Origin of the sequence: Psychroflexus sp. S27, from assembly GCF_002810405.1 — a bacterium.
GTDB classification, from domain to species: Bacteria; Bacteroidota; Bacteroidia; order Flavobacteriales; family Flavobacteriaceae; genus Psychroflexus; species Psychroflexus halocasei_A.
Map to the genome: position 1 here is coordinate 55984 of NZ_NEXQ01000003.1, position 19944 is coordinate 75927.

Below are 19944 nucleotides of genomic sequence, written 5' to 3' on the forward strand. Positions count from 1 at the left end.
ATATTGAAAAGTAAGTAATTATAAAATTTAAAAATATACCGAAATCGTTTTCGATAGTTGAAATTATAGTTATTTTTGGCGCGAAATTGACTCTCTTTTTTATATAAAAAAATGAATACAACCAACACATTTGAAAAGGAACTCACTTTTCAAGCCAACCGCAGAAAATCTTCAGTTAAATTTATCAACATCGTCAACGATTTATTCTATGACAAATCCATCGAATTGGTTTTGTTTAGAAATTCATTGATTAACAAAAACGTAAGTGAAATACTCAGTTTACATGAGTATGCTGGCGAATTTGTTCAGAAACCTATTTCTGTTTTTGATGTTTTAGAAATAGCTGAAGCGATACAGAGTTTAGATTTACCACCTTCTAAATTAGATATTGGTAAATTAACTTATGAGTATCACGTCGAGAAATCTAGCAATCCAATCAAGTTTGTCACAGACAAATTAAAAGGCGCTAAAAAAACGTCTGGTATTCAACCAAAAGATGTTGTTTTATACGGCTTTGGAAGAATAGGAAGATTGCTTGCGAGAGAACTTGCAGCAAAAACTGGTAAAGGCGATCAGTTACGTTTACGCGCTATTGTTACGCGTGGTGAAATCACGCAAACAGTTCTTGAAAAAAGAGCTTCTTTACTTAAAAATGATTCTGTTCATGCTGATTTTAATGGCACAGTAAGCATTGACTTAGAAAAGAAAGCTTTGATCATTAATAATATGACTATTCATATGATCAGCGCTAATCAACCAGAAGATATCGATTATACATTTTATGGTATTGATGATGCACTCATCATTGATAACACTGGCGCTTTTAGAGACAAGGAAGCTTTAAGCAGACATCTAAAAGCTAAAGGCGCTTCAAAAGTTTTATTAACTGCTCCAGGAAAAGGTGTTCCTAATATTGTGCATGGCGTTAATCAAAATGATTATGACACAAGTAAAGTAGACATTTATTCAGCAGCTTCATGTACAACAAATGCAATTACACCAATTTTAGATGCAATCGACGAATCTTATGGTGTTAATCACGGTCACTTAGAAACAATACATGCTTATACAAACGACCAGAATTTAGTCGATAACATGCACAAAAAATATCGTCGTGGTCGTGCAGCTGCTTTGAATATGGTTATTACAGAGACAGGTGCTGGAAAAGCAGTTTCTAAAGCTTTACCTAACCTAGAAGGGAAATTGACTTCTAGTGCAATTCGTGTCCCTGTCCCAAATGGATCACTTGCCATCTTAAATTTAACTTTAGAAAAAGAAACGACAAAAGATGAACTTAATGCAAAAATCAGAAAGTATGCATTAGAAGGAAATCTTGTAGAACAAATTAAATACTCAATTGACAATGAACTTGTCTCTAGCGATATTGTTGGCTCATCTGCTCCTGCTATTTATGACAGCCATGCTACAATTGTAGAAGGCAAAAGCAATAATGCCATTGTCTATATTTGGTACGATAATGAGTATGGTTACAGTCACCAAGTTTTAAGATTGGCAAAGTACATTGCTGATGTTAGACGCTTTACATATTACTAAAAATATGCTTTAAGAATGTTTTGAAGATAACCCTTGGCTTTTGCTAAGGGTTTTTTATTACTTTTGAAATCTTAAAAGACAATTTAATAGATTAACTAGAGTTATCATCCAAAAAAAGATCTGATGAAAATCAACACAAAACACATTTTTACGCTTTTCGCATTATGCTTATCTCTGAATTTATGGTCACAAGAAGATCAGCCAAAAGATGAGACAAATCAAGCGATTCAAGATTTTAAAAGCCTTATTAAAAAGTCGAATAATTTTAAGGAATATAAGGTTATTGAGAAAGTTAAAATCAATGCAGTTGAGCGTCAAGTGATTTCTGAAATTGAAAGTTTAGAGTCGAAAATTGTTGATTTAAACAAAACAATCAATAATAAAGAGGAAGTCATTCAATCTCATGAAACAGAAATTACAGACTTAAAAGAACAAGTTGAAGAACTACAAAACCAACAAAACGAAATTAAATTTTTAGGTTCAATTCCCTTAACAAAAGGGAATTACAAAGTGATCATGTGGTCTGTGATTACAATTTTAATTCTTTTACTTTTATTTTTTATTTTCAAATATAGAAGAGGTCATTTAGTAAATTCTGAAATTAAAGAAAACTTGAATAATCTTGAAAAAGAGTTTGATACATACAAACACAATGCTTTAGAAAAGCAACAGAAACTTGGTCGCCAACTTCAGGATGAGAAAAACAAAGTCAACAAATTAAAAAACGGTAATCAGTAATTAGAATTGAGTAAAAAATATAAGTTTTACGAATATCTCACGGAAAATACAGATTCTAGGATATGCAAAAGCATACCTGACTTTGATTGTACGTACGTACCCAAAAATTTTACGCTTAACGTTGCTAACGGCTCACTCACCAAACTAGCCGAAAAAATAATCAGTCCGAATTTAACTTTAGCTTGGATTCTCAGTTTCCTTAGTGCGCCGGTTTTCTTAATTGGGATGTTGGTTCCTATTAAAGATGTTGGCTCTCTTTTGCCACAACTCATTGTCAGCGGAAAAATAAGATCTTTTTCAATTCGTAAAAACTTCTGGACAATCTCAGCACTTGTTCAGTCATTCTGTATGTTTTTAAGTGGTTTACTGGTTTACTTATACCCAAATCAAAACTTAACAACCTATCTCATCGTCTTTTTATTACTAATTTTCAGTATAGCTTCAGGGATTGGTTCTGTCAGTTTTAAAGACGTTACTGGTAAAACAATACCCAAAGGACAACGCGGACAAATGCTCAGTTATCGCTCTACATTTGGAGGGATTTTAGCATTGGTAGCTGGTTTGATTTTGGTCTTTTTTATCGAAGGTGAAAACAGCAGTTTAACTTATAGTTTACTTTTTGCAATAGCAGGAATTCTTTGGTTTTTTGCAGCGATATTATTTTACAATATTCAAGAAGAACCTGGCTCAACTAAAGGCGGAAGATCACCGATTAATGAAGTTAAAGAAGGAATTTCTATTATTAAAAAAGATACAAATTTCAGGAATTTCTTAATCACAAGAGCTTTATTAATGGCCATTCCTTTACTACAACCATTTTATGTGATTTTAGCCAATAAATATAGTGGTGATAACTGGAAAAACTTAGGTTTTTTAATTATAATTTCGAGTATCGCACAAATTATAAGTAGCCCTATTTGGGGACGATTATCAGATAAATCAAGTCTATTGGTTTTAAGGCTTGCTTCTGGTTTTGCTTTATTCGGTATAGCTTACGCAATTTTCATTCTATTAAGTGATTTAGAGTTTAGTTTTTATTGGATGCTGCCCTTATTCTTTATCAATGCAATAGCTTATGCAGGAGCAAGATTGAGCAGAAAAACTTATTTGGTTGATTATTCTCCTGAAGATGATAGACCAACTTATGTTGCGATGGCAAGCACAGTGATAGGAATTTTCACACTCATCACAGCAAGTTTTGGTTTAATAACTGAACAATTTGGACTTTTATATCAATTCTTATTTTTTGCAGCCTTACTTTTGCTTTGTATTTTGATCAGTTTAAAATTAAAAACCATTCACCATGAGAATTGACATCATCAGTGTTGTACCCGATTTAATGAAAAGTCCTTTTGAAGGCTCAATTATGCAACGCGCTATCAAAAAAGGTTTTGTAGAAGTTCATTTTCATAACTTAAGAAAATATAGCACAAACAACTATAAGCAAGTTGATGATTATCAATACGGCGGTGGTGCTGGTATGGTGATAATGGTTGAACCTATTGATAAATGTATTTCAGAATTAAAATCTGAACGTGATTATGATGAAATCATTTATATGTCGCCAGACGGAGAAACTTTAAATCAACAACACGCCAATCAATTGTCATTAAAAGGAAATTTAATAATTTTATGTGGTCATTATAAAGGTGTTGATCAACGTGTTAGAGATTTATTTATCACAAAAGAAATTTCGATTGGTGATTATGTTTTATCAGGTGGTGAGCTTGGTGCAGCAGTATTATGCGATTCAATTATCAGATTAATTCCTGGCGTTTTAGGTGATGAAACTTCTGCTTTAACAGATTGTTTTCAAGACAACCTTCTCTCACCTCCTATCTATACAAGGCCAGCAGATTATAAAGGTCATAAAGTTCCAGAAATCTTGCTAAGTGGTCATCAACAGAAAGTTGAAGCTTGGCGAGATGATAAAGCACTTGAACGCACAAAAGCATTAAGACCTGACATTTTAGAAGACTAAAGCTTTGTTTTTTAGACAAAAAGAATTATTTTTGCACTTTGTTACTAACCTCTGGCGAAAATCGTGAATGTTACTAGCACATAATTATAATTATAATAAAATGGATTTAGTAAAGTTTGTCCAAGACGAATTTGTTGAAAAGAAAGAATTCCCAGAATTTTCAGCTGGAGACACAATCACTGTGTACCACGAAATTACTGAGGGACAAAAAACAAGAACACAGTTTTTTAAAGGTGTTGTAATTCAGGTTAAAGGATCTGGATTATTAAAAACTTTCACAGTCAGAAAAATGAGTGGTATTTTTGGTGTAGAGAAAATCTTCCCAATCAACATGCCAGCTCTTCAAAAAATTGAAGTGAATAAGAAAGGTAGCATTAGACGTGCTCGTATTAATTACTTCAGAAATCTTACTGGTAAGAAAGCACGTATTAAAGAAAAACGTTCTTAAACCAAACTATCTAAAGCTTGCATTTGCAAGCTTTTTTTTTAGCCAATTATCAAATCTGAAATCATAAGCCTATAAATTATTATTATAGCTTTTTAATTGAAGATTTATTATCATATTAATAACTTAAAACATTACAAACTATGAGTCAAGATTCTTCTCACATTGTTTATACGAAAACTGATGAAGCACCAGCTTTAGCAACTTATTCATTTTTGCCAATTGTCAGAAAATTTACTGAAGCAGCAGGAATAAAAGTGACGTCTAAAGACATTTCATTATCAGCTCGTATTTTAGCCAATTTCGCTGATGTTTTACCAGCTGATCAACAAGTTGAAGATGCATTAGCTGAGTTAGGTGAATTAGCAAAACAACCTGAAGCTAACATCATTAAATTACCAAATATCAGTGCTTCAATTCCGCAGTTAAATGCTGCTATCAAGGAATTAAAAGATAAAGGTTTTGATTTACCTGATTTCCCAATGGAACCAAAAAATGATCAGGAAAAAGAAATCCGTGCTAAATATGCAAAAGTTTTAGGAAGCGCAGTTAATCCTGTTTTAAGAGAAGGAAACTCTGACAGACGTGTTGCTCAGCCAGTTAAAGAATACGCAAAAGCAAACCCTCATTCAATGGGAGATTGGAGTGAAGATTCTCAAACTCACGTTGCTCATATGGAAAACAACGACTTTTACGGTACTGAAAAATCTTTTGCAATGCCAGAAGCTGACAACATCAGCATCGAGTTGAAAACTGATAATGATACAAAAGTGCTGAAGTCTGACTTAAAACTTGAGCGAGAAGAAGTTATAGATGCTTCTGTTTTAAACGTCAAAAGTCTTAAAGAATTTATCAGTAAAGAAATTGAAGATGCTAAAGCAAAAAACATCTTATTCTCTGTTCACTTAAAGGCGACAATGATGAAGGTTTCTGACCCTATCATCTTTGGTCACGTTGTTGAAGTTTATTTTAAAGACTTATTCGAAAAGTATCAATCTGAATTTGAAAAAATTGGTGTTGATGCAACAAATGGTATTGGTGACGTTTTTGATAAAATCAGTGATTTACCAAAAGACAAACAAGATGAGATTTTAGCTGATATTAAAAAAACTTACGAGGATCAAGCTGATTTAGCAATGGTTGACTCGCATAACAATATCACTAACCTTCACGTGCCAAGTAACGTTATTATTGACGCATCTATGCCAGCAGCAATTAGAGCTGGTGGAAAAATGTGGAATAAAGACGACAAAACGCAAGATATGAAAGCTGTCATTCCAGACAGAAGCTACGCAGGTATTTACCAACAAGTGATCGATTTCTGTAAAGTTCATGGCAAATTTGATGTTACAACAATGGGAAATGTTTCTAATGTTGGTTTAATGGCTAAGAAAGCTGAAGAATATGGCTCACATGACAAAACTTTTGAAATTCCAGCAGACGGAACTGTCGAAGTTAAAAACTCAACCGGAGATGTTTTAATGTCTCATAAAGTTGAAAAAGGTGACATCTGGAGAATGTGTCAAACTAAAGATTTGCCAATTAAAGACTGGGTTAAATTAGGCGTAAATCGTGCTAAAGCAACAGGAAATCCAGCGATTTTCTGGTTAGATAAAAACAGAGCTCACGATAGCCAATTGATTGAAAAAGTAAATTTATATCTTAAAGATCACGATTTATCTGGTTTAAAAGTTGAAATCATGGACCCTAAAGATGCAATGCAATATACTTTAGAACGTGTAAAAGCAGGAAAAGATACGATTTCTGTAACAGGAAATGTTTTACGTGATTATTTAACTGATCTCTTCCCTATCTTGGAATTAGGCACAAGTGCTAAAATGTTATCAATAGTTCCTTTACTTTCAGGTGGCGGATTATTTGAAACAGGTGCTGGTGGCTCTGCTCCAAAGCATGTTCAGCAATTTTTAAAAGAAGGACATTTACGTTGGGATTCTTTAGGAGAATTTTTAGCTCTAGCAGTTTCTATTGAAGATATCGCTGATAAGAATAAAAACGAAAAAGCAAAAGTGATTGCTGATGCTCTAAACAAAGCGAACAGCTCTTACTTACAAAACGACAAGTCTCCTTCTCGTAAAGTTAACGAGATTGATAACCGTGGTTCACATTTCTATTTAGCAATGTATTGGGCAAAAGCGCTAGCTGAACAAACTGATGATGCTGAATTGAAAAGTAAATTCTCAACATTAGCTAAAGAACTTGAAGAAAACCAAGAGCAAATCACGAAAGAATTACTTGACGCACAAGGTCAAGCAACTGATATTGGTGGTTATTACTTACCAAATGAAAAATTGGTCACTGAACAAATGAGACCAAGTCAAACATTAAATAAATTAATTGACGCTTAATAATCACATTCAGTTAAAATTATTTAAAAAGCCCTGAATTACTAAATTTAGGGCTTTTTGTTTTTCTGAAAGTTTAAATCAATCAAAAATCATCATTAAATTCAAGTTTTGGCAGTAAAGCCTTCTTCTTATCATGAATAAGTTCTGTTTTTCTTAATATTTGGTCAAGCATCTTAATTGCTTGTTCTAAATAAGGTCCTTTATTTAACATGACGCATTCAGCTCTTTGTCCGATGGCAGCATCGGTGATCTCAGCTCTTGTCGGTATTCCCTTTTTAGTCAGGTTTTCTAATACTTGTGTTGCCCATATCGGTGGTATTTGTGCTGCACTACAAATTTGCATGATTTCCTCTTGAATGATTGCAAAGTTTTTCCATCCTGTTTCAATCGCTAAATCTCCTCTAGCGATCATAACTCCTACAGGATAATTTTGCATAGCTTTTAGCAAAATACTCGGTAGATTTCTATATCCACTCATCGTTTCAATTTTCAAAACAATTCCGATATCAGAGTTTAATTTCTTTAATTCATTTAGTAATGATGTCACATTTTCGCTATTATTTACAAAAGAGAAATTAACAACGTCAGCATTTTCAGCAACAAATCTTAGATCAATTTTGTCTTTTTCAGTCAATCCACTAAAATCAATTTGTGTTGATGGTAGATTGATACCTTTATCAGACCTTAACTTTCCCCCTTTCTTTTTAGCTTGAGTAATTTCAATCATGATAAAATCTGGATGAATTTCGGTCACAATTCCACCGATTTTTCCATCGTTAAAGAAAATCGGATCATCAATAGACACATGATCTAATGATGATGGTAAAGTACATGATATGTGGGCTGCTTCAGTTACTTTTCCATTCTCATCTCGAACACACGGCGCTCCGATAATCGGTTTTTTGTCAAGCCTTAGTTGATCACCTTTAAATAAAAAGATAATCTCTTCTAAGGATTGTAAGTCGTGAACACTGTGTATTTCAGAAATTTTCTTTTGGTCAAAAAACACATTCAAAACTGTTTTGATTGTCACAAAAGCTGATTTCTTACAAACGCCCCAAACACCTCGATTTTCCTTTCCATCAATATGAATTTTTCGTTTTTTTCCGCGTGCATCCTTAAAAACAATCTTAGAACCTTTTTCACTTTTCTTCAGCCATTCTTCATTAACACTTATTACTGCGTCAACTTGCTTACCATGCGGAGGTGCTTCACCTTGAGGAGCCATCCATATACGTGCCGGCGCTACTACTTTACCGAACATATCTTTTTTAGGTTTAATATGAATAACTTTTGCGCCTTCTTTTATCTGACCAGTTCTGATTTTTAGACCTGCAAGATCCATTGTAATTTTACATTCTGGATCAGTATTCTTAATGTTCTCGATAATTTGTTTCCAAATGACTTTATTATCATGTGCACAATTGACTCGAGCACAATCCATTCCTTGATTTAAAAAAGAATCAACTAACAATTGATTTTCTGCAGCTTCAGTAGGCTGAGTAACCATTATCGCTGTTTTTCGTATGCTCTTGACACGTCCAAAAAGATTTTCTGAGTGTTGCTTAATAATAGATTGCGCATCTTTTTTAGTATAAAAGTCCTTCTCATCAGAGGGTGAATCTTCTCCTAACAAGCTATAAATGATCACTCTGAAACTTTTCATCCTATGTAAAATATCATCTTTAGATTCAAGAGAAACAGGTAGTCCTATCTCGTCTAACTTATCTTGCAAACCACTAAGATCAATGGATCGAAGAGCAAGGTAATGAACTAAGTTTTTAGCGCTTTGTGTATAATTAGGATGAACTTGATTAATTTGGGATTCATATTTTTTTTCAAATTCATAAATCTGATTAATTGCAGAATTTATGAGCTCTAAAATCTCTTGAAGCTTTTCTTTTTGATGTCGCATAGTTAAAAATATTTAGAAAGTCAATTTGAGTCTATACCTGAAATTCATGCAAGAATAAATGATTGACTAATCAAATATAATATTTCAGACTTGATAAATCGCAACTGTCAGTTTATTTGAAGCTTATCAGTTGATTTTTTCAAAAAACATTACAAACCTAACTTTAACATTAAGAAACAAAAAAACCACCTTTGAAAAAAGGTGGTTAAAATATGAATTAAAAGAAGTTAAATTACTTCTTGTACTTAGCGTATTTGTTTTTGAACTTATCAATTCTACCAGCGGTATCAACAAGTTTTGTTTTACCAGTGTAAAATGGATGTGAAGTTCTTGAAATTTCTAGTTTGATTAAAGGATACTCAACACCTTCAACCTCGAGAGTTTCCTTTGTATCAGCAGTAGATTTTGTGATGAATATTTCATCATTAGACATATCTTTAAACGCTACTAATCTATAATTTTCTGGATGTATACCTTTTCTCATTTTGACAACTATTTTATTCAGCTTGCAAATTTAATCAAAAACTTATATTGACCAAAATTTTATTGGAAATATATTTAATATTTTCTAAAATCGTTTGAAATAAGTCCTGGCTCACTTGATAACTTTGAGCTGATAAACTATATTTGTGAACTTTTAGACAGACTATGGAACAACAAGAACTCTCGCTCAAGCCTTATGCGCAAAATTACGGTTTAATTTATGGCGGCTATTCAATATTAGTATTATTGCTTTTGTATTTTTTCAACTACGACCAAAATACTGGGATTAGCCTACTTAGCTTTTTAATCAATACAGCTATTGTTTTTATAGCAATACATCGTTACAAGCTTGATAACGCAAACAACTTGAGTTTGTCTTCTGCAATAAAGCTTGGTTTAGCTATTGGAGCAATCGGCGGTTTAATCTACGCTGTTTACATGTACATTCACTACACTTATTTACAACCTGAATTTATTGAAACTTTAAAAGAAGGTTTAAAAACTCAGGTTCAAGCAGAAATAGAACATCAAAATTTAAAAGGTGAAGAAGCTGAAACAACTCGTGAAATTGCAACACTTTTTGCGTCTCCTTTTTTTATGGCAACTTCGGCTCTTATTTCCATTCTATTAAAAACTCTTTTTATTAGTTTAGTCGTCGGTTTGATTAAGAAGAATTAAATCTTGTCTATGCAGCTTTCAATCGTCATTCCATTACTTAATGAAGATGAATCCATCAATGAACTTTTTGATTGGATTCACCAAGTGATGCAAAAAAACAAATTCAGTTATGAATTGATTTTTGTTGATGATGGAAGTACTGATAATTCATGGGATATCATTCAAGATTTATCTTCAAAAAATAAACAGATCAAAGCGATTAGGTTTACCAAAAATTACGGAAAATCTCAGGCGCTTCATGCGGGATTTAAAATAGCACAAGGTAATGTAGTGATCACTATGGATGCTGACTTACAAGATAATCCTGAAGAGATTCCGGACATGTATAAAGCCATTACAAAAGAAAATTTTGATTTGATTTCTGGTTGGAAAAAAAAGAGATATGATTCAGTTTTATTTAAAAATTTACCTTCAAAACTCTTTAATGCTGCTGCGAGGCAAACTTCAGGCCTAAAATTACACGATTTTAATTGTGGTCTTAAAGCTTACAGAAATGATGTGATCAAAACAATTGAAGTTAAAGGCGAAATGCATAGATACATTCCTGTACTCGCTAAAAACGCTGGCTTTACCAGAATTGGTGAACAAGTCGTTCAACATCAGGCAAGACAACATGGCAAAACAAAATTTGGTCCTGAACGTTTCATTCATGGATTTTTAGACTTGATTACCATTTGGTTTTTTTCAAGATTTGGCAAAAGACCTATGCATTTATTTGGTGCTTTTGGCGTTCTGATGTTTTGCATCGGATTTTTATCTGCTTTTTGGATAGGCGCTTCAAAACTTTATAAATTATGGCTCAATCAACCCAGTATTTTGGTGGTTGAAAATCCTTGGTTTTATATTGCCTTAACTGCGATGCTTATTGGTGTTCAGTTTTTTATAGCTGGTTTTTTAGGAGAATTAATTTTAAGAAATAACAAAACAGATCAATCATATATTATTAAACAAAAAATTTGATATGAAAACATTAGATAAAGCAAAAACCTGGTTAGACTCAGCTGTTTTTGATCAAAAAACGATTGAAGAAGTTCAAGAATTAATCAATAACAAGCCTCAACAACTAGAGGAAGCATTTTATAAAAATTTAGAATTTGGCACTGGCGGTATGCGTGGCGTTATGGGTGCTGGCACAAACCGTATTAATAAATACACGCTCGGCAAAAATTCGCAAGGCATCGCCGATTACCTTAAAGAAGTTTATCCAAACGAGCAACACAAAGTTGTGATCGCTTATGATTGCCGTCACAACTCTCAAGAATTTGCTTACGAAGTTGCCAAAGTGTTTAGTGCAAATGGTGTTCAAGTTTATATTTTTCCAGAATTAAGGCCAACACCGCTTTTATCTTACTCAGTTAAACATCTTGGTTGCCATTGCGGAATAGTTTTGACAGCAAGCCACAATCCTCCTGAATATAACGGTTACAAAGTTTATTGGACGGATGGTGGTCAACTTGTTCCACCTCAAGACAAAGACATCATTAACAGAATTGATAATCTTGAATTTAAAGATGTCAACTTCAACGGAAATAATGATTTAATTAAAAAATTAGGAGAAGCTGAAGATGAGGCTTTTATAAATGATTCTATCAAAAATGGCGGATTCAATACCACTGAAGAAGAGCGTAAAAAACTCAACATCAGTTACACTTCATTGCACGGAACATCAATCACGATTATTCCACAAGTATTAGAAAAAAGAGGATACGAGCAATTACATATCGTTGATCAACAAGCCGAACCTAACGGCGATTTCCCAACTGTTGAATCACCTAACCCAGAGGAACCTGCGGCACTTAAAATGGCTTTGGAGCTTGGTGAAGAAAAAGGCAGCGACCTTGTTGTAGGAACCGATCCAGATAGTGACAGACTTGGTATTGCAGTAAGAAATCTAGAAGGAAAACTTCAGTTGTTAAACGGAAACCAAACAATGGTTATGATGACGTGGTTTTTGCTTGAAGAATGGAAAAAAGACGAACGCATTAAAGGTCAAGAATTCGTTGCATCAACTATCGTTTCAACGCCATTAATGCAAGTGTTAACTGAAAGTTACCAAGTTGAATACAAAGAGAGTTTGACAGGTTTTAAATGGATTGCAAAACTCATTAAAGATAATCCTGAACTTGATTTTATCGGTGGTGGCGAAGAAAGTTTCGGCTTTATGGTTGGTGACTTTGTCAGAGATAAAGATGCTGTGACTTCTATTCTATTAGTCTGCGAAATGGCAGCTCAACTCAAAGCAAAAGGCTCATCGATTTACGAGAAAATGGTTGAACTTTACGTTGAACACGGTTATTTTAAGGAGCATTTGGTTGCACTTGTTAAAAAAGGAATTGAAGGCGCTGAGGAAATCAAACAAAAAATGATTGATTTACGCGATAATCCTTTAAAAGAAAACGACGGTGAAAAGATTGTACTTGTTGAAGATTACTTAAGCAGAAAAGCTAAAAACACACAAACAAAAGAAACTTACGATATTGAAGTTCCGCAATCAAATGTGTTGATTTATTACACAGAAAACGGAACAAAAATCGCTGCTCGTCCTAGTGGAACAGAGCCTAAAATAAAATTTTATATTAGCGTTAATGCTGAATTAGAATCAACTAAAGATTACCAAGAGGTCACTGAGATGCATGATGAAAAAATCAAACGCATCGTCAAAGAACTCGGTATTGCTTAACAGAAATTAAATAGATGGATTACTTTAAAAAAATTCTTCGCTTTGCGAAACCTTATAAAAAGTATGCAATATTGAATATTATTGCCAATATTTTTTATGCCTTATTCAGTGCCTTATCTTTTGTGGCGCTTATCCCGATGCTCGATGTATTATTTGGAGATAAGGCTGACAAAATTCAAAAAGAACCTGTTTACCAAGGCTTAGGAAGTGCTAAGGATTTTTTTAAAGACTATCTGTCCTATCATGTGCATCAAATTTCGCAAGACGATGCATCTGTTGCGTTAATGCTAGTGATTGGACTCGTGATTTCATTATTCTTTTTAAAAAATATCTCAAATTATTTGGCAATGTTTTTTATTACATTTCTCAGAAATGGTGTTTTAAAAGACCTGCGTAATGCGATGTACAAAAAAACAGTTGAGCTCCCTCTCTCCTATTATTCTGAAAAAAGAAAAGGTGATACCATTGCAAGAATTACAAGTGATGTCCTTGAGATTCAGCATTCATTTTTATCTATTCTAGAACTGATTGTCAGAGAGCCTTTAACCATTTTGTTCACCATTGCTACTATGCTTCTCATTAGTGTTAAGCTCACTATTTTTGTTTTTATTTTTATTCCTGTTTCTGGCTTTATTATTTCATTAATAGGTAAATCATTAAAAAAGAAATCTGATTTAGTTCAAAAAGAACAAGGTTTGTTTTTATCCATTTTAGAAGAAACTTTAGGTGGTTTAAAAATTATAAAAGGATTTAATGCTGAGAATATTTTCAATAATAAATTTCAGGAATCAACAAATAAATTTTATAATTATTCAAACAAACTTCTTAATCGTCAGAATTTGGCTTCACCAGCAAGTGAGTTTCTCGGCATCAGCGTTATCGCTGTTTTATTGTGGTACGGCGGAAATATGGTTTTGGAAGAAGGCACGCTTGATGGCAGTAGCTTCATCGCTTATATGGGACTCGCTTATAATATTTTGACGCCTGCTAAAGGAATCTCAAAAGCTTCATATAATGTAAAAAAAGGAAATGCAGCAGCCGAACGTGTTTTGGAAATTTTAGAAACTGATAACAAGATTAAAGATCCTATAGACCCGGTAGATAAAAAAGAATTTACAACAGCATTACATCTCAATAATATTTCATTTGCTTATGAAAAAGAAAAGGTTTTAAAGAACTTTTCTGCAACTGTCAATAAAGGTGAAACACTCGCATTAGTTGGTCAATCAGGAAGTGGAAAATCAACAATTGCCAACTTAATTACACGTTTTTATGATATTAATGAAGGTGAAATTAAGATAGACGACACCAACATTAAAGACATGACGCAACACAATTTACGAGATTTGATGGGACTTGTCACGCAGGATTCAATTTTGTTTAACGAAACAATTGAGGCCAATTTAAGAATAGGGAAAACGGATGCAACCGAAGCTGAACTTATTGAAGCTTTAAAAGTTGCCAATGCTTATGAGTTTGTGATGGATTTACCAAAACAATTACAAACCAATATTGGTGATAGCGGAAACAAACTTAGTGGAGGACAAAAGCAGAGACTTTCTATTGCAAGAGCAGTTCTTAAAAATCCGCCAATCATGATTCTTGACGAAGCCACTTCAGCACTCGATACTGAAAGTGAAAAACTCGTGCAAAGAGCTTTAGAAAACATGACAAAAAACAGAACATCTGTTGTCATTGCACACCGTTTGTCAACTATTCAAAACGCTGATCGAATTATTGTGATGCAAAAAGGAGAGATTGTGGAACAAGGAAAACACAATGAACTCATTGCTAAAAAAGGAACCTATAAAAAACTTGTCGATATGCAGTCTTTTGATTCTTAATTTAAAACTTTGACAGAAAAAGAAATCATAATAAATCTTCAGAATGGAACGCGCCAAGAGGAGGCTTTTGCAGCACTTGTTGATCAGCACAAGGTCAGATTATATTGGCATATTCGAAACTTTGTTAAGATTCATGAAGACACAGATGATGTGCTTCAAAATACTTTTGTAAAAGTTTACAAAAACATTAAAAAATTTAAAGGAGAAAGTCAACTTTACAGCTGGATGTATCGCATAGCCAGTAACGAATCGATTACTTTTTTAAATAAAAAAGCTAAGAAGAAAAATATCAGTAATGAAGAGCTTAAAGATTATTTAATCAATTCATTAGAAAGCGATGTTTATTTTGAGGGCGATAAAATACAATTACTACTCCATAGAGCAATTGAAACATTGCCGACAAAGCAAAAAGAAGTTTTTATGATGCGGTATTTTGAAGAAATGCCTTATAAAGAAATGGCAGAAATTTTGGAGACAAGTGAAGGTGCTTTGAAATCGAGTTACCATCATGCTTCTAAAAAAGTAGAAAAATTTTTAAAAAACAATTAAACCTTCAAACTCTTTTAGAGTCTTAAAATCAATGACTAAAGATAAAAACACATATCGAAATAAAACAGGATTTAAAACACCTGACAATTACTTTGGGAACTTTGAAGTTGATTCTTTAAGAGCTTTAAAAGATAATCAGTCTATGAAAACTCCTGATACTTATTTTGAAAACTTCAAAGTTGATTTACCTCAGAAGAAATCAAAAGTAGTTCAGCTAAAGCACTTTTATTATGCTGCTTCAGCAATTGCAGCCATTTTAATTTTGGCATTTATATTAAACTCTCTTTTTAAAAGTGATGTTAATCAAGATGAGTTAAAATTCTCATCAATAGAACAAGAAGAATTGGAAGATTATATAGAAAACGAAATTGAAAACCCTTTAGATTATATCGATCAAGATTTGGAATTTGATTTCAAAAAAGAGTTTGAAAATTCACAAATAGGCTCACAAAAAATCATTTACTATATTGGTGATGATATTTATGAGCAAGATTATTTAGATTTTTAAGATGAAAAGAATAATTACAATCCTTGTCCTTTTAATAAGCTTTTCAGGCTTTGCTCAAAAGGATGATAAGATACAAAGCCTAAAAATTGGTTTTTTTACTGAAAAATTAGACTTATCAAGTGAAGAAGCTAAAAAATTCTGGCCTGTTTATAATAAGCACAGTAATTTATTTAAAGATTTAAAACATAAAGAATGGATGTCTGTCAGAAAGCGTTTAGCCAAAGTTGAAGATTTATCTGAAGCTGAAGCTGAAGTGCTTTTAGAAGATTATATGTCTTATAAATCTCAACGTAAAAAATTACGAGAAAATTTTGTTGAAGAATTAAAGACAGTTATCACGCCAAAGCAAATTATGACGCTTAAATACGCAGAATATCAGTTTAACAAAAAACTGCTAAAACAATACAATACCTCCTCAACATCTAAGGACTAATTGCTTACCTTTGCACAAAAATTTTGAATGCGCCTACACAGGAATTTAGTTTTTGCAGTGATTGATACATTGCATCTCGTCTTTAATGAAGAAAAATACGCTGATAAAGAAATCTCAAAAACACTTAAGCGTGATAAGCGCTGGGGTTCGCGAGATCGTGCTTTTATAGCAGAAACAACTTATGACATTGTTCGTTGGAAGCGATTATACAGCGAAATAGCAGATGTAAAAGCACCTTATACAAGAGCAAATCTTTTCAGACTTTTCACAGTTTGGGCAACGCTAAAAAGTATACAAATACCTGATTGGCCTCAGTTTGAAGATACGCCTACTCGACGTATTAAAGGTCGCTTTGATGAACTTTCACAAATCAGAAAATACAAAGAATCTATTCCTGATTGGTTAGATGAATTAGGCGAAAAGCAACTAGGAAAACTTTGGGATAAAGAAATTAATGCTTTAAACCAACAAGCTTCTGTTGTGTTAAGAACAAACAGGCTAAAAACAAACCCTAAAGAATTACAAAAAAGATTAGACGAAGAGCAAATTGCTGTGAAGTTACTTTCTGAATATCCAGATGCTTTAGAATTGTATGAAAGACAAGATGTTTTTAAAACACAAGCTTTCAAAAAAGGTTTATTTGAAGTTCAAGATGCTTCATCACAAAAAATAGCGCATGCACTTGATGTTGAAGAAGGAATGCGAGTTATTGATACTTGTGCTGGTGCTGGCGGAAAAGCATTGCACCTTGCTGCTATTATGAAAAATAAAGGTCAAGTGATTGCGCTTGATATTTATGCAAATAAACTCAAGGAACTAAAAAGAAGAGCGAAAAGAGCTGGTGCACATAATATTGAAACCAGACATATTGACACCACAAAGGTGATCAAAAAACTTTACGACTCAGCTGATCGTGTTTTAATTGATGCGCCTTGTACAGGTTTAGGTGTTTTAAGAAGAAATCCAGATGCAAAATGGAAACTCTCCCTGGAATTTTTAAAAGAAATCACAGAAAAACAAAGTCAGATTCTTCATCAATATTCACGTATGGTCAAATCTGGTGGAAAACTTGTTTATGCAACTTGCTCAATTTTACCTAGCGAAAACGAGAAACAAATTGAAAAGTTCTTATCAACTGAAGAAGGGAACAAGTTCAATTTAGTAAAAGAACAAAAAATATTAGCTCACAAATCTGGCTATGATGGTTTTTATTATGCTATTTTATCAAAAAAATAATTTACAATGAAGAAGATCTCTACACTTTTATTTTTGTGCTTTGCAAGCGTCATATATGCACAAGCACCCGCAGGATATTATGATGCTGCAGATGGTTTAACTGGATATCAGTTAAAGACTGCTCTTAATCAGATTATCGATGGAATTGATGATAACGATGGTTTCCCCTATCATCAAGCTCAAGGATATGGTGATTTATACGATGCGTATGCTGAACCTAACAGTGGTGATACGGATGACTATTACGAAAATGATGGTACTGTTTTAGACATGTATTCTGAAAAACCGAATGGTGCAGATTCCTATAATTACACTCATTACAATAATCAATGTGGAAACTATTCAGGAGAAGGTGTTTGTCATAACAGAGAACACTTGGTTCCTCAATCAACTTTTAATTCAAATTCTCCAATGAAAAGTGATTATTTTCATGTTGTTCCATCTGATGGTTATGTCAACGGTAGAAGGTCAAGCCATCCTTTTGGTGAGGTAACAAGCGCATCTTGGACATCTACAAATGGTTCAAAAGTTGGTTCAAACACATTCCCTGGTTACAATGGAACTGTCTTCGAACCTATTGACGAATTTAAAGGAGACATCGCTAGAGCTGTTTTATATTTTGCGATTAGATATGAAAGTGAAATCAACGGAAGTTGGAGTTCAAATAACGTATTAGAGTTTAGTGACTACAGTCAGTTTTATCAACAATGGTATATTGATTTGTTACTATCTTGGCACTTAAATGATCCTGTTAGCCAAAGAGAAATTGATAGAAATAACAATGGATATGCATTTCAAGGCAACAGAAACCCATTAGTTGACCATCCAGAGTATGCTGCATTAATTTGGGATCCTAACCCAGATACAATTGCTCCTACTACTCCAACAGACTTAACTGCTTCTTCAATTTCAAATAGCAGTGTTGTTCTAGATTGGACTGCTTCTACAGATGACATGGGTGTTGTAGAATATCAAATAGAACTAGATAACACTATCATCGGTTCAACAGATCAAAATACATTGACTTATCAAGTAAATGGTTTGGATGGTGAAACTTTATATAATTTTAGAGTTTATGCTGTTGATGGTTCTGCTAATGTTTCTGATCCAAGTGAAAATCTTGAAGTGACAACACTTGCCGATCCTGATTTCGTTTTCTTTGAAGATTTTAATGATTGTGCGACTGTCAGTGATAATTTTATAACTGTAAGCGAACAGAGTTCACTCGATTGGACTTGCATGGAATCTTTTGGTGAAAACAATACAGGAAGTTACCAAATGAATTCTTATTCAAACGGGCAACAAACACCAAGTTTAGATTGGTTGATTACGGCAAATCCTATCATGTTTGAAAACTTAGGAAATAGTATGTTGAGTTTTTATGCAGAAGCCACTTTTGGAAATACTGAACTTGAGCTTGTCTATTCTACAGATTATGATGGTGGACAGAATCCATCAAATTCAACATGGACTGCAGTTCCTAATGCCAGTGTTCCTCTTTATTCAGGTTCAGGTGGAAATCCTCAATCTTTCAATTTTGACAATATTGATATCAGCAATATCACAGAAAACGCTTATGTGGCTTTTAAATATGACACCACTAATGGTGAAGAAGCAACACGTTGGACAGTTGATAACTTTAAAGTAGAATCTAGTTTTTTATCGATTGATTCTGCAAATGCACAGTTGTTTAAAATTTATCCAAACCCAAACAAAGGACAAGTCTTATTTATTCAATCAGAGTTTAACGCTTCAAAAACGATAAGTATCTATCAAATGAATGGCCAAATGGTTGAAGAGCTTAAATTAGAAGCTAATCAAGATAAGGTTGAGTTTAACTTACAAGAAGGTTTTTATATTATCAGAATCAAATCTGGTAACACAACAACTACAAAGAAACTCATTGTGAGAGATTAGATTTTTTTTATTAAGACAATTTTTACATCAAAGCTGAACTTAGATAAGTTCAGCTTTTTTATTTTATTTTTTATTACATAATCTAACTAAACAACTCTGCACTGAAAGTGCAGAGGTTTATTAAGACTGGGGACTAAAAGTCCCACTTTACTATTCCAATATAAAATTGGAATTATCACTCGAATCTCGACGGTGATGTTCCAAATATTCGTTGACCATTTTATCGGTAATATTCCCAGTACTCCATACTCCATAACCGCTTGCCCAAAAATGTTGCCCCCAATAACGCTCTTTCAGTTTTGGAAACTCTTGTTGAAGTTTCCTTGAGGTTCGCCCTTTGAGCTTTTTCAATATACTACTTACATTCAATTTTGGAGCATATTCAATGTGCATATGAACGTGATCCGAACTCACTACTCCTTTCAGTATTTCTATACCTTCGGCTTCACATATTTGGATTAAAAGCTCACGACAACGAGTTTGAACATCTCCGCGAAGTACCTTGTACCGATATTTTGTAACCCAAACAATATGGCACGTTAAATAACTTACCGTATGGGAGCCTTTTCTTTGATAACTCATAGTACGAAAATATAGATTTTTTCGCACTACTAAAG

Annotated in this window: 18 protein-coding genes; 15 read left to right on the forward strand and 3 right to left on the reverse strand. The window is 33.3% G+C overall.

Annotated features, from left to right (window positions below):
* The first annotated feature begins 111 nt into the window (after positions 1-111).
* From CAP47_RS00285 to CAP47_RS00310, 6 genes are all read left to right on the forward strand, one after another.
* Complete coding sequence (locus tag CAP47_RS00285; RefSeq protein WP_100774885.1) at positions 112-1554, forward strand: glyceraldehyde-3-phosphate dehydrogenase; 1443 nt, start codon at positions 112-114, stop codon at positions 1552-1554.
* Between the two features lie 123 nt (positions 1555-1677).
* The gene (locus CAP47_RS00290) at positions 1678-2292 is read left to right on the forward strand and encodes a hypothetical protein (protein WP_100774886.1); all 615 of its coding nucleotides are present in this window, start codon (positions 1678-1680) and stop codon (positions 2290-2292) included.
* 6 nt (positions 2293-2298) lie between these two features.
* Positions 2299-3606: an MFS transporter gene (locus CAP47_RS00295; protein ID WP_100774887.1), complete on the forward strand. Its 1308-nt coding sequence runs from the start codon at positions 2299-2301 to the stop codon at positions 3604-3606.
* The gene (gene trmD, locus CAP47_RS00300; RefSeq protein ID WP_100774888.1) at positions 3596-4273 is read left to right on the forward strand and encodes a tRNA (guanosine(37)-N1)-methyltransferase TrmD; all 678 of its coding nucleotides are present in this window, start codon (positions 3596-3598) and stop codon (positions 4271-4273) included. Before CAP47_RS00295 ends, trmD begins: the two co-directional genes overlap by 11 nt.
* A gap of 100 nt (positions 4274-4373) precedes the next feature.
* The gene (gene rplS, locus CAP47_RS00305) at positions 4374-4721 is read left to right on the forward strand and encodes a 50S ribosomal protein L19 (RefSeq protein WP_100774903.1); all 348 of its coding nucleotides are present in this window, start codon (positions 4374-4376) and stop codon (positions 4719-4721) included.
* A 140-nt stretch (positions 4722-4861) separates the two neighbouring features.
* Entirely contained in the window at positions 4862-7084 is a 2223-nt protein-coding gene (locus CAP47_RS00310; RefSeq protein WP_100774889.1) for an NADP-dependent isocitrate dehydrogenase, read from the forward strand.
* 82 nt (positions 7085-7166) lie between these two features.
* Here CAP47_RS00310 and CAP47_RS00315 read toward each other — a convergent pair whose 3' ends face one another.
* Complete coding sequence (locus CAP47_RS00315) at positions 7167-8999, reverse strand: pyruvate kinase (protein WP_100774890.1); 1833 nt, start codon at positions 8997-8999, stop codon at positions 7167-7169.
* A gap of 232 nt (positions 9000-9231) precedes the next feature.
* Positions 9232-9483: a type B 50S ribosomal protein L31 gene (locus CAP47_RS00320; RefSeq protein ID WP_100774891.1), complete on the reverse strand. Its 252-nt coding sequence runs from the start codon at positions 9481-9483 to the stop codon at positions 9232-9234.
* 164 nt (positions 9484-9647) lie between these two features.
* Between CAP47_RS00320 and CAP47_RS00325 the strand changes: the two genes are divergently transcribed.
* From CAP47_RS00325 to CAP47_RS00365, 9 genes are read left to right on the forward strand one after another with little or no spacing between them, the layout of a single operon-like run.
* Positions 9648-10160, forward strand: a complete 513-nt coding sequence (locus tag CAP47_RS00325) for a DUF4199 domain-containing protein (RefSeq protein WP_100774892.1) — start codon at positions 9648-9650, stop codon at positions 10158-10160.
* Positions 10161-10169: 9 nt separating this feature from the next.
* The gene (locus CAP47_RS00330; RefSeq protein WP_100774893.1) at positions 10170-11120 is read left to right on the forward strand and encodes a glycosyltransferase family 2 protein; all 951 of its coding nucleotides are present in this window, start codon (positions 10170-10172) and stop codon (positions 11118-11120) included.
* A 1-nt stretch (position 11121) separates the two neighbouring features.
* Positions 11122-12840, forward strand: coding sequence for a phospho-sugar mutase (locus CAP47_RS00335; protein WP_100774894.1), 1719 nt, complete (start codon positions 11122-11124; stop codon positions 12838-12840).
* A 14-nt stretch (positions 12841-12854) separates the two neighbouring features.
* The gene (locus tag CAP47_RS00340; protein WP_100774895.1) at positions 12855-14684 is read left to right on the forward strand and encodes an ABC transporter ATP-binding protein; all 1830 of its coding nucleotides are present in this window, start codon (positions 12855-12857) and stop codon (positions 14682-14684) included.
* A gap of 9 nt (positions 14685-14693) precedes the next feature.
* On the forward strand, positions 14694-15233 hold the full coding sequence (locus CAP47_RS00345) for an RNA polymerase sigma factor (protein WP_100774896.1): 540 nt from the start codon (positions 14694-14696) through the stop codon (positions 15231-15233).
* A gap of 31 nt (positions 15234-15264) precedes the next feature.
* On the forward strand, positions 15265-15741 hold the full coding sequence (locus CAP47_RS00350) for a hypothetical protein (protein WP_100774897.1): 477 nt from the start codon (positions 15265-15267) through the stop codon (positions 15739-15741).
* Between the two features lies 1 nt (position 15742).
* The gene (locus CAP47_RS00355; RefSeq protein ID WP_100774898.1) at positions 15743-16174 is read left to right on the forward strand and encodes a hypothetical protein; all 432 of its coding nucleotides are present in this window, start codon (positions 15743-15745) and stop codon (positions 16172-16174) included.
* A gap of 27 nt (positions 16175-16201) precedes the next feature.
* Positions 16202-17410 (forward strand): RsmB/NOP family class I SAM-dependent RNA methyltransferase, encoded by a 1209-nt coding sequence (locus CAP47_RS00360; protein WP_100774899.1) that lies wholly within the window; start codon positions 16202-16204, stop codon positions 17408-17410.
* 6 nt (positions 17411-17416) lie between these two features.
* Positions 17417-19327: an endonuclease gene (locus tag CAP47_RS00365; RefSeq protein WP_192869867.1), complete on the forward strand. Its 1911-nt coding sequence runs from the start codon at positions 17417-17419 to the stop codon at positions 19325-19327.
* 150 nt (positions 19328-19477) lie between these two features.
* On the opposite strand, the gene tnpA is transcribed toward CAP47_RS00365, so the two are convergent.
* Entirely contained in the window at positions 19478-19909 is a 432-nt protein-coding gene (gene tnpA, locus CAP47_RS00370) for an IS200/IS605 family transposase (protein WP_100774900.1), read from the reverse strand.
* Between the last annotated feature and the right edge of the window lie 35 nt (positions 19910-19944).